General features: G+C 41.7%; 8 protein-coding genes, 24 tRNA genes and 1 rRNA gene. 30 read left to right on the top strand and 3 right to left on the bottom strand.

Going from position 1 to position 9,608, the window contains the following annotated elements; genetic code table 11:
• The first annotated feature begins 67 nt into the window (after positions 1-67).
• The 25 genes from rrf to AC1DSL_RS08995 all read left to right on the top strand — a co-directional run bounded on the left by rrf (position 68) and on the right by AC1DSL_RS08995 (position 2,664).
• A 5S ribosomal RNA gene (gene rrf / locus AC1DSL_RS09115) occupies positions 68-183 on the top strand.
• A 10-nt stretch (positions 184-193) separates the two neighbouring features.
• Positions 194-269, top strand: a tRNA-Val gene (locus AC1DSL_RS09110).
• A 19-nt stretch (positions 270-288) separates the two neighbouring features.
• Positions 289-364, top strand: a tRNA-Thr gene (locus AC1DSL_RS09105).
• A gap of 6 nt (positions 365-370) precedes the next feature.
• Positions 371-446, top strand: a tRNA-Lys gene (locus AC1DSL_RS09100).
• 15 nt (positions 447-461) lie between these two features.
• Positions 462-546 (top strand) — tRNA-Leu (locus AC1DSL_RS09095).
• Between the two features lie 19 nt (positions 547-565).
• Positions 566-640, top strand: a tRNA-Gly gene (locus AC1DSL_RS09090).
• A 13-nt stretch (positions 641-653) separates the two neighbouring features.
• Positions 654-742: transfer RNA gene (locus tag AC1DSL_RS09085), tRNA-Leu, on the top strand.
• A gap of 21 nt (positions 743-763) precedes the next feature.
• Positions 764-840: transfer RNA gene (locus AC1DSL_RS09080), tRNA-Arg, on the top strand.
• A gap of 12 nt (positions 841-852) precedes the next feature.
• A tRNA-Pro gene (locus AC1DSL_RS09075) sits at positions 853-929 on the top strand.
• Between the two features lie 20 nt (positions 930-949).
• Positions 950-1,025, top strand: a tRNA-Ala gene (locus AC1DSL_RS09070).
• 18 nt (positions 1,026-1,043) lie between these two features.
• Positions 1,044-1,117: transfer RNA gene (locus AC1DSL_RS09065), tRNA-Met, on the top strand.
• Positions 1,118-1,124: 7 nt separating this feature from the next.
• Positions 1,125-1,201: transfer RNA gene (locus tag AC1DSL_RS09060), tRNA-Ile, on the top strand.
• 12 nt (positions 1,202-1,213) lie between these two features.
• Positions 1,214-1,306, top strand: a tRNA-Ser gene (locus AC1DSL_RS09055).
• Positions 1,307-1,456: 150 nt separating this feature from the next.
• Positions 1,457-1,533: transfer RNA gene (locus AC1DSL_RS09050), tRNA-Met, on the top strand.
• Positions 1,534-1,536: 3 nt separating this feature from the next.
• Positions 1,537-1,612: transfer RNA gene (locus AC1DSL_RS09045), tRNA-Asp, on the top strand.
• Positions 1,613-1,755: 143 nt separating this feature from the next.
• Positions 1,756-1,831 (top strand) — tRNA-Phe (locus tag AC1DSL_RS09040).
• A gap of 14 nt (positions 1,832-1,845) precedes the next feature.
• Positions 1,846-1,921, top strand: a tRNA-Thr gene (locus tag AC1DSL_RS09035).
• 9 nt (positions 1,922-1,930) lie between these two features.
• Positions 1,931-2,014: transfer RNA gene (locus AC1DSL_RS09030), tRNA-Tyr, on the top strand.
• A 5-nt stretch (positions 2,015-2,019) separates the two neighbouring features.
• Positions 2,020-2,093 (top strand) — tRNA-Trp (locus AC1DSL_RS09025).
• A 16-nt stretch (positions 2,094-2,109) separates the two neighbouring features.
• Positions 2,110-2,185: transfer RNA gene (locus tag AC1DSL_RS09020), tRNA-His, on the top strand.
• Positions 2,186-2,227: 42 nt separating this feature from the next.
• Positions 2,228-2,303: transfer RNA gene (locus tag AC1DSL_RS09015), tRNA-His, on the top strand.
• A 9-nt stretch (positions 2,304-2,312) separates the two neighbouring features.
• A tRNA-Gln gene (locus tag AC1DSL_RS09010) sits at positions 2,313-2,384 on the top strand.
• 7 nt (positions 2,385-2,391) lie between these two features.
• A tRNA-Gly gene (locus AC1DSL_RS09005) sits at positions 2,392-2,466 on the top strand.
• Positions 2,467-2,475: 9 nt separating this feature from the next.
• Positions 2,476-2,549, top strand: a tRNA-Cys gene (locus AC1DSL_RS09000).
• A 34-nt stretch (positions 2,550-2,583) separates the two neighbouring features.
• A tRNA-Leu gene (locus AC1DSL_RS08995) sits at positions 2,584-2,664 on the top strand.
• 84 nt (positions 2,665-2,748) lie between these two features.
• On the opposite strand, the gene AC1DSL_RS08990 is transcribed toward AC1DSL_RS08995, so the two are convergent.
• The gene (locus AC1DSL_RS08990; protein ID WP_342543037.1) at positions 2,749-2,952 is read right to left on the bottom strand and encodes a hypothetical protein; all 204 of its coding nucleotides are present in this window, start codon (positions 2,950-2,952) and stop codon (positions 2,749-2,751) included.
• Positions 2,953-3,685: 733 nt separating this feature from the next.
• Between AC1DSL_RS08990 and AC1DSL_RS08985 the strand changes: the two genes are divergently transcribed.
• On the top strand, positions 3,686-4,024 hold the full coding sequence (locus AC1DSL_RS08985) for a DUF5658 family protein (protein WP_477531943.1): 339 nt from the start codon (positions 3,686-3,688) through the stop codon (positions 4,022-4,024).
• A 247-nt stretch (positions 4,025-4,271) separates the two neighbouring features.
• Here the strand turns inward: AC1DSL_RS08985 and AC1DSL_RS08980 are convergent, their stop codons facing one another.
• Complete coding sequence (locus AC1DSL_RS08980; protein ID WP_477531942.1) at positions 4,272-4,973, bottom strand: B3/B4 domain-containing protein; 702 nt, start codon at positions 4,971-4,973, stop codon at positions 4,272-4,274.
• A 54-nt stretch (positions 4,974-5,027) separates the two neighbouring features.
• Here AC1DSL_RS08980 and queG point away from each other — a divergent pair, with 54 nt between their 5' ends.
• The 3 genes from queG to AC1DSL_RS08965 all read left to right on the top strand — a co-directional run bounded on the left by queG (position 5,028) and on the right by AC1DSL_RS08965 (position 7,140).
• A complete protein-coding gene (gene queG / locus AC1DSL_RS08975) occupies positions 5,028-6,164 on the top strand; it encodes a tRNA epoxyqueuosine(34) reductase QueG (protein WP_477531941.1) in 1,137 nt (378 codons plus the stop codon).
• Between the two features lie 13 nt (positions 6,165-6,177).
• Positions 6,178-6,651 carry a tRNA (uridine(34)/cytosine(34)/5-carboxymethylaminomethyluridine(34)-2'-O)-methyltransferase TrmL gene (gene trmL / locus AC1DSL_RS08970; RefSeq protein ID WP_016429213.1) on the top strand — a complete coding sequence of 158 codons (474 nt, stop codon included), beginning with the start codon at positions 6,178-6,180 and terminating at the stop codon, positions 6,649-6,651.
• A gap of 306 nt (positions 6,652-6,957) precedes the next feature.
• Positions 6,958-7,140, top strand: a complete 183-nt coding sequence (locus tag AC1DSL_RS08965; RefSeq protein ID WP_016429211.1) for a hypothetical protein — start codon at positions 6,958-6,960, stop codon at positions 7,138-7,140.
• Between the two features lie 27 nt (positions 7,141-7,167).
• Here AC1DSL_RS08965 and AC1DSL_RS08960 read toward each other — a convergent pair whose 3' ends face one another.
• Positions 7,168-8,472 (bottom strand): NCS2 family permease, encoded by a 1,305-nt coding sequence (locus AC1DSL_RS08960; protein WP_016429210.1) that lies wholly within the window; start codon positions 8,470-8,472, stop codon positions 7,168-7,170.
• 173 nt (positions 8,473-8,645) lie between these two features.
• Here AC1DSL_RS08960 and AC1DSL_RS08955 point away from each other — a divergent pair, with 173 nt between their 5' ends.
• Complete coding sequence (locus AC1DSL_RS08955) at positions 8,646-9,482, top strand: aldo/keto reductase (RefSeq protein WP_477531940.1); 837 nt, start codon at positions 8,646-8,648, stop codon at positions 9,480-9,482.
• The last annotated feature ends 126 nt before the right edge of the window (positions 9,483-9,608 follow it).

Here is a 9,608-nt window from a genome sequence, read left to right as displayed (position 1 = left end):
TAAAAAACACTTGTAAATCTCGTCAGACTTGTTATAATAAATCTTGTCTTAAAAAAAGAATACCCAGTCCAGTGATAATGGCAAAGAGGTCACACCCGTTCCCATACCGAACACGGAAGTTAAGCTCTTTAGCGCCGATGGTAGTTGGGGGTTTCCCCCTGTGAGAGTAGGACGTCGCTGGGCGATTTATTCCGGAGGATTAGCTCAGCTGGGAGAGCATCTGCCTTACAAGCAGAGGGTCGGCGGTTCGAGCCCGTCATCCTCCACCATTTTTATTTTTAACACCGTGCCGGTGTAGCTCAGTTGGTAGAGCAACTGACTTGTAATCAGTAGGTCGAGGGTTCGACTCCTTTCGCCGGCACCATTGTTAGAGCCATTAGCTCAGTTGGTAGAGCATCTGACTTTTAATCAGAGGGTCGTAGGTTCGAATCCTACATGGCTCACCATTTTTATACTAAGTTGCGGGTGTGGCGGAACTGGCAGACGCACTAGACTTAGGATCTAGCGCCGCAAGGCGTGGGGGTTCGACTCCCTTCACCCGCACCATTTTCACAATTTTATACGAGCGGAAGTAGTTCAGTGGTAGAACACCACCTTGCCAAGGTGGGGGTCGCGAGTTCGAACCTCGTCTTCCGCTCCATATCTTCTTAAATGCCGGGGTGGCGGAACTGGCAGACGCACAGGACTTAAAATCCTGCGGTAGGTGACTACCGTACCGGTTCGATTCCGGTCCTCGGCACCAGTTTTTAAAATAGTATAATATGCGCCCGTAGCTCAATTGGATAGAGCGTCTGACTACGGATCAGAAGGTTGTGGGTTCGACTCCTGCCGGGCGCGCCATAATTTTTGACTCGGGAAGTAGCTCAGCTTGGTAGAGCACTTGGTTTGGGACCAAGGGGTCGCAGGTTCGAATCCTGTCTTCCCGACCAGTTTATTTTATCCCTTTTACGGGGCCTTAGCTCAGCTGGGAGAGCGCCTGCCTTGCACGCAGGAGGTCAGCGGTTCGATCCCGCTAGGCTCCACCAACATTTTATAAAGATCCTGGCGGCGTAGCTCAGCTGGCTAGAGCGTACGGTTCATACCCGTGAGGTCGGGGGTTCGATCCCCTCTGCCGCCATTTTTTAGGACCTTTAGCTCAGTTGGTTAGAGCAGACGGCTCATAACCGTCCGGTCGCAGGTTCGAGTCCTGCAAGGTCCACCACTTATATACTGCGGAGGTATACCCAAGTCCGGCTGAAGGGATCGGTCTTGAAAACCGACAGGGGAGTCAAATCCCGCGGGGGTTCGAATCCCTCTACCTCCTCCATTTTTACTAAGTGTGTGGTGTAAGATCATYAAACATATAAACATACATATACTCGCTCTAAAGAAATCGTGAGGGTGGCGCAAATCGCCAAACGAAGATGTCAAACTTACTAGAAGCGTTGAGTCATAGTGTTTATAACAATAATATTATCGCGGGGTGGAGCAGCACGGTAGCTCGTTGGGCTCATAACCCAAAGGTCGCAGGTTCAAATCCTGCCCCCGCAACCAAATGGTCCCGTGGTGTAGCGGTTAACATGCCTGCCTGTCACGCAGGAGATCGCGGGTTCGATTCCCGTCGGGACCGCCATTTTTTATGAAGTGTTAAGAATTGGAATAAGCAAAGAAGGTCTAGGAAGCAAAATGAGTAAGTGAAGGAGCGTACTAACGTACGTGACCGAACGAACGAATGAAGCTGACAACGAGATTCGAAGCTTAGTACAATTCGAATGTGGCTCAGTAGCTCAGTCGGTAGAGCAAAGGACTGAAAATCCTTGTGTCGGCGGTTCGATTCCGTCCTGAGCCACCATTATATTTTTTCCCGCCGGTGTAGCTCAGTTGGTAGAGCAACTGACTTGTAATCAGTAGGTCGAGGGTTCGACTCCTTTCGCCGGCACCATCTTCAATTGGAGGGGTAGTGAAGTGGCTAAACACGACGGACTGTAAATCCGTTCCTTCGGGTTCGGCGGTTCGAATCCGCCCCCCTCCACCAACTTTAGGGGCATAGTTTAAAGGTAGAACTGAGGTCTCCAAAACCTCCAGTGTGGGTTCAATTCCTACTGCCCCTGCCAATTTTATTTTATAGTGGCGGTTGTGGCGAAGTGGTTAACGCATCGGATTGTGATTCCGACATTCGAGGGTTCAATTCCCTTCAGTCGCCCCATTTTTAATAAATTTACTTACAAAAGCATATACTAACATTATGGCGGGCGTGGCGAAGTGGTTAACGCATCGGATTGTGATTCCGACATTCGGGGGTTCAATTCCCCTCGTTCGCCCCATCTTATTAGTGGGGTATAGCCAAGCGGTAAGGCAACGGATTTTGATTCCGTCACGCCCTGGTTCGAATCCAGGTACCCCAGTATTTTTGCGGAAGTAGTTCAGTGGTAGAACACCACCTTGCCAAGGTGGGGGTCGCGAGTTCGAACCTCGTCTTCCGCTCCAACATGATTTGGCGGCATAGCCAAGTGGTAAGGCACAGGTCTGCAACACCTTTATCACCGGTTCAAATCCGGTTGCCGCCTCCATATTATACTTTCATATGTCTGCATGTATTGATTTGCCCGAGTGGTGGAATGGCAGACACGCCGCACTCAAAATGCGGTGCCGCAAGGCGTGCCAGTTCGAGTCTGGCCTCGGGTATCATTAAAAAAGCAGTATCTACTTATGTAGATACTGCTTTTTTAATTTTATATAAATAATAGGGAATACTGAAAGTACAACGGTTTACCTCTGATCGTTCTTTTTATCATTATTGACGGGGTGATTGGCCGCCTTTTTCGTATTTGTTTTTGCTGCTTTGTTTTGACCTATAATATCTAAATCATCTGGACTTAAATCGTATCCATGGCCAAATTCTTCACGATCAAATCTTGCCTTCTTCAAGTTTTTATTTTCTTTTTGTTTGATATTGCCTTTATCTGTAGTCAAAGAAACTCACCTCCATTTCCTGTTAGGATGTTCTGAAAGCCCCAGTTTATTCAAATCCATCATATTGATTAGTTACAAAAAAAAACGCCTAAGCAAAATGCTTAAGCGTTTTATGCGAGAAATAAAACATGGCTTATCAACCCAAGCCCCGCACTATTGAGTATTAGCTTTATTTCACTTCATAAACGTTGAAAAATATTCCAATGGAGCGAACCTAAGTCTAAGTTTATTAATGTGAATTACAAACGCGTAACTTGTTTAAAGGAGTTATTGGATTTTGACTTTCCTTGAATTCGGATTGGGTTGTAATAACTCTTCTGTAAAGGAAGGCTGAACAAACCAAGTTCCGCCCAAGTATACAATCAGAAATAACACAAGTTCGCATAAATATGAAAGCCATGGAGATAAGAAAAATTGGACTCTACTGCTTTAAATTGAATGATTCCATCCCCGACGTTCCCAGATACTCCATAAAACAGTCCATATGCAATATTTTATCCACCGTGCAATCCTGAATTTGCCCAGATTGAATGGGTCTTGTAAAAGGAATGAGCCAAGCTGATACCCAGACAGGCTGAAAAAATAAAGTTATTTATCGTCAATCCTTCTAACCAAATATCGTCAAGCGTATAAAGGATTACCGAGATTACAATCAGCATTCCAAATGCCTTTATTAAATAGACGAATTTCTGGTAAAGGAGATATATCAAGATATGATTAAGTCGTTATTCACTTGACCACATTGAATATATCAAATAAAGATAAAGGTGATAAAATGGTTGGCTGGGCTTGGCTGTTAGTTGTATTAAATAGTTTGGATGGAATTGCCACATATGTCGGAATCACAATGTTGATTATCTCCGAAGCTAATCCACTATTAATAAAGTTAGACCCGTTTACTATTCTCATAATTAAACTGTTTTTAAGCACCCTTTTTGCAGTATTTATTTTAAAATATCCATTCCAACAGTTTGGTAAAAGTTTTAAATACGTATTGAGTTTTGCCAATGCCTGTTATCTAAGTGTTTTCTTATTTCACATTTTTTGGATTGGCATGAGCATTATGACTTAAAATCATGCGATATTCAAAAATAGGAATAAAACATTTTCATAAGGGAATCCAGAATAATGTGATCATTATTTTGGATACTCTAAAGGAGATGATAGCAATGACAAATGTAAAATTAGCCGTTGTTTATTACAAGAAAGAGACATTCCAACTTTTAGATCAACGTACGCTGGTTTAGAAACGATCATTAGGGAACTGAACAATAACGAATAGAAAAAACCGCTTCGATTGAAGCGGTTTTTCTATGCAATCATGATATAGTTGGCAAGTTAGCCTGAACCTGCTCTTTAGATAAAATTACGGATGAAAAGTTTCCTCCGTTAACTTGTGTAAACATTTTTCCTGCCGCAGTAACTAGCTGCTCTGCAGCCTCAATCGACATGGAAGGCTTTAAAAAGAAAACTTGTAAAGCGTCAACGGTTTGTTCACTGACAGCGGTGCGGAGTGAATCTACAAAAGGGCTTCCAAATGGACCTATCGTATCTTGGATGGTAAGGATGCCATGTAAATTATTTTCGCGTCCATTGATTCCGGTATATGTAGTGTCAGATACTCCTAGTTCTATGTGAATATCACTTTCTACATGAGATAAATCATAAAGACCAACAGGGATTTCATATTGCAAGGAAAAGAAGTTATTTAAATCCACACCACTGTTTAAAGGCTGTAAATAGTTTTGATTGCGAATTCGACGCATCATGGCCTCCATGGCGGGGCGATAACGACCAGGATCGGCTCCAAACTTTTTCCAAAGAGCCCGCCATTCTTTAATTCCTTCATAATCAGTCAATTCTTTATCTTGTAAGTCAAAAAATAAGTGTTCTTGAAATAATTGCATGCGTCCTTTTAACATTTGAGGCGATTCTGAGATGACAAATTTGGTATAATGGTTAATGCCTATTTTAATAAATTCGTCGATTTGAAAAATGGACGATTCTATAGAAGCTTTCATGCTTTCACCTACAATTCGTTTTTCAATAGTTTATCACAAGGAGGGAGAAGTTTTATGAATGTCAATCAATTTCAAMAAGAACTAATAACATATGCACATTCCATTGGCATCGATAAAATCGGCTTTGCTTCTTCCGATCCTTTTCGTGAGTTGAAGAATCGATTGAAACGCCAACAGGAACTAGGGTACCAATCAGGCTTTGAAGAGCCTGACCTTGAAAAAAGAACGGTTCCATCGCTTTTATTGAACGAAGCTGAGAGTATTATTTCCATCGCCATTGCCTATCCATCACGCATGGAAAATGCACCGCAAGGGAAGAAAGGCGAGCGACGGGGGATTTTCGCCAGAGCCTCATGGGGAATCGACTATCACACAGTGTTAAGGGACCGTTTAGCTAAATTGGAGCTGTTTATAGCGGAACATATTGAAGACGCTAAAACACGCTCTATGGTGGACACAGGAGAGTTGTCTGATCGGGCTGTTGCCGAGCGTGCGGGAATCGGATGGAGTGCTAAGAATTGTTCGGTTATTACGCCTGAATTTGGATCCTATGTTTATTTGGGAGAGATTATTACGAACATTCCCTTCGCACCTGATACACCAATGGAAGATGAATGTGGAGATTGTCGATTGTGTTTGGACGTTTGCCCGACTGGTGCGTTGATTGAAGGTGGTCAGCTCAATGCGCAACGATGTATTGCTTTTTTGACTCAGACCAAGACATTTTTACCAGATGAGTTCCGAACCAAAATCGGAAACCGCATCTATGGATGTGATACTTGCCAAACGGTTTGTCCGAAAAATAAAGGTAAATTCAATATGCATCAAATTGATTTTCAGCCTGACCCTGAACTTGCAAAGCCATTGCTATTACCACTGTTGAAAATGAGCAACAAGGAATTCAAAACTAAATTCGGCCATGTGTCCGGTTCCTGGAGAGGGAAGAAACCCATCCAAAGGAATGCAATTTTAGCACTGGCACATTTTAAAGAAGAAAGTGCCATTCCTGATTTGATTGACTTACTCCAATCTGATGAACGACCGGTGATTCGTGGCACAGCTGCATGGGCCATAGGTAAGATTGGTACATCTGAAGGAATGGAAGCTTTGCAAAAAGCTTTAACAGTAGAGAAAGATCCAGAAGTGATTGAAGAAATTCTCAAAGGGATATCCTTTGAAACCATACATTGAGGAAGTGACGGAAATGGCTATACATGTGGTACTTTATCAACCACTTATCCCAGCAAATACAGGTAACATTGCCCGTACGTGTGCAGGGACGGATACGAAATTACATTTAATACGACCATTAGGGTTTTCAACCGACGATAAAATGCTAAAACGTGCAGGGCTCGATTACTGGGAGCATGTTGATATTCACTACTATGACGCTTTAGAAGAGTTGTTTGCTAAATATCCGGAAGGGGAGTTTTTCTTCCTTACGAAGCATGGGTCTAAACCACATACTACGTATAACTATAGCGAGATTGAGAAAGATTTCTTTTTCGTCTTCGGAAAAGAAACGTCTGGTTTGCCTCGTGAATTGATTGATGCGAATCAAGACCGTTGCCTACGTATTCCGATGAATGATAATGTACGCTCATTAAATTTGTCTAATACAGCTGCTATTTTAATTTATGAAGCACTGCGTCAACAAGATTATCCGAATTTAGATTAAAAAAACGGGATTGCTAATTATAGCAATCCCGTTTTACATGATTATTTCTTTTCAGATGCACCTGGTTTGTCATCGTACCCTGCCGTGAAGATCGCAGCAAGGAATGCAACAGTAACACCAAGAATAAGTAGTAAGCTCATTTTTGTTGCCTCCTTTTGAGAGTATTACAATATCATACCTAAGTATAGCTTACTTCATTTCAAAAAGAAATATTCTCCTCGATACAATTATGGCGAAATTCGTTCAATGCAAATGTTGCTTTCTCTGTAAGGTTCTTATACGATAGCAAAAAGGAGCTGAGCGAACATGTCGAAAAAAGAACGAGATCCTGAGAATGGTTCAATGGCTTCATCGATGGAAGAGATGAAACAGCTTGGCCGTCAAATGGAAAAAATGCGTGATGAACATGAATTGAAAAAAGATCATCGAGTTTCCGATCCTGCACAATCGGATGAAGCTGAACCGATTCATAAACGAAAAAACGACTGAAGTCAAAAGGCTCCAGTCGTTTTTATATTAATGAGGCAAGAATAGTAACTGATACAGGAACAGAGCAGCGAAGATATATAGTAACGGATGTACTTTTCGTGCCTGGCCTTTAAAGATTTTTAATAATGGATAAAGGATGAATCCTAGTTCAATACCTGTGGCAATACTTGATGTCAGTGGCATTGTTAAAATAATTATGAAAGCAGGGAAGGCCTCGTCGAAAGAATCCCAATCGATATGCTTCACTGCACTGATCATCAAACTACCGACAATAATCAAAGCTGGTGCAGTAATGGCAGCTACACTTGATAGCGAAGAAACGAGTGGTCCAAAGAAAGCGGCAATGATGAATAAAACAGCGACAGTAACAGATGTTAAACCTGTACGACCACCAACAGCTACGCCTGAAGACGACTCGATGTATGCAGATGTTGGGCTTGTACCGAACATAGCTCCGACTGTTGTCGCTACTGAATCTGCAAGCAAAGCCTGTCTTGCACGTGGCATTTTATTGCCTTTCATTAGCCCAGCTTGTTTTGCAACACCAATCATCGTTCCTGTAGTATCAAATAAAGTAACGAGTAAGAAAGAAATAACGATGCCGAACATGCCATAATGGAAGACATCCATAAAAGCAACAGCTGGGTTCCATACAATGATGCCTTCTGGTAAAGACGGTAGTTTCATCAATGTTTCTTCAAACTTCAGTTGGCCTGTGAAGAAAGCAACAATTCCGGTAACAATCATTCCATAGAATAAAGCTCCGTAAACATTCATCACCATCAAAATCAATGTGATTATCAATCCGAACAATGTCAGCAATACTGGTGCACTTGTTAAATCTCCAAGCTTCACCAAGTTTTGGGGATGAGCTTCAACCAAATGAGATAGTCGCAGACCGATAAAAGCGATAAACAAGCCGATACCAGCGGTAATACCATGTTTTAAATTTTCAGGGATAATTTCGATTAATTTTTTACGTAAAGGTGTTAAAGATAAAATGATAAATAATAGTCCGGCAATAAATACTGCTGAAAATGCAGTGATGTAATTAATTTCCCCATTAGAGGAAATAACTACGGTGTAAGTGAAAAATGCATTCAATCCCATACCTGGTGCAATGGCGATAGGATAGTTTGCAAATAACCCCATCCATAAAGTACCTATAACTGCTGAAATAATAGTTGCTAGAAAGACTTGATCAAAAGGTACGCCAGCATCTGCCAAGATGACCGGATTAACGATTACGATATAAACCATCGTCAGAAATGTCGTCATACCTGCGAGGATTTCAGTTTTTACATTAGTATTATGCTCATTTAAGCGAAACATAGTGTGTCTCGTTTCAAAAAGACGAACGAAATAACCAACATTTCATATATTATTCGCTTTTAGGGGAATATGCAATAGTTTTTGATGAATAAATCATCTCACTCGTAAAATTTAGATTCAATTTGTACAATAGATGTATGAAGAAAGAACAAGGAATGGAAAGGATGAAGAACATGACTTTAACAATACAATCCACCAAAACATTACATAACGGCATTGAGATTCCACGTCTGGGTCTAGGCGTTTATAAAATGACAAATCCCGAAGAAGCAGTAAAGGCGATGACTACGGCTCTTCAAGTAGGTTATCGTGCAATCGATACTGCTTCTTTATATGCCAATGAAAAAGAGGTCGGCGAATCGGTTCGGGCATCTGGTTTAAAACGTGAAGATGTTTTTGTTACAACCAAAGTGTGGAACGCCGATCAAGGGTATGATCAGACATTGCGTGCTTTTGAAGCGTCGCTTGAAAAATTGGGTTTCGACTATTTGGATCTGTATTTAACACACTGGCCGGTTAAAGAAACGTTCGTAGACACATATCGTGCGATTGAACGTCTGTATGATGAAAAATTGATTCGTGCGACAGGTGTATCCAATCACCATCAGCATCACTTAGAAGAAATTTTTGCGAAAGCAAATGTCAAACCAATGGTTAATCAAATCGAGTTAAGTCCACGTCTTACTCAGTATGACCTAAGAACGTTTTGTGCAGACAACCAAATCGCTGTGACTTCCTGGTCCCCATTGGCACGTGGCGGTCTGCTGGACGAGCCATCACTTGTAAGAATGGGGAATAAATATGGAAAGACATCGGCTCAAATCATCATCCGTTGGCATTTGCAACATGACCTGCTAGTGATTCCGAAATCGGTAACACCAGAACGCATTGCAGCCAATGCCGATGTGTTTGATTTTGAGTTGTCATTTGAAGATATGAAAAATATTGATTCATTGAATTTGAACGAACGCACTGGGGCAGATCCAGATAATTTTTCTTTTAATTTCTAATACAAAGGCTCTGCTAAACGATAATGCTATTATCGTTCCTATGCGCTAGCCGCATGTCCCATATGAGCCAACAAGTATGAAAACCACATACTTGTAGGTCTACAGCATTCTATAATAAAGCCAATA

It is taken from the genome of Paenisporosarcina sp. P4_D4, assembly GCF_056401835.1.
This window is presented reverse-complemented; position numbering and strand designations above follow the sequence as displayed.

What these genes read in the sequence shown, in the direction of transcription:
- AC1DSL_RS08980 (WP_477531942.1), bottom strand. Translation starts at nt 4,973, where the DNA reads ATGAAAGCTTCTATAGAATCGTCCATTTTTCAAATCGACGAATTTATT.
- trmL (WP_016429213.1), top strand. Translation starts at nt 6,178, where the DNA reads ATGGCTATACATGTGGTACTTTATCAACCACTTATCCCAGCAAATACA.
- AC1DSL_RS08955 (WP_477531940.1), top strand. Translation starts at nt 8,646, where the DNA reads ATGACTTTAACAATACAATCCACCAAAACATTACATAACGGCATTGAG.
- AC1DSL_RS08965 (WP_016429211.1), top strand. Translation starts at nt 6,958, where the DNA reads ATGTCGAAAAAAGAACGAGATCCTGAGAATGGTTCAATGGCTTCATCG.
- AC1DSL_RS08960 (WP_016429210.1), bottom strand. Translation starts at nt 8,472, where the DNA reads ATGTTTCGCTTAAATGAGCATAATACTAATGTAAAAACTGAAATCCTC.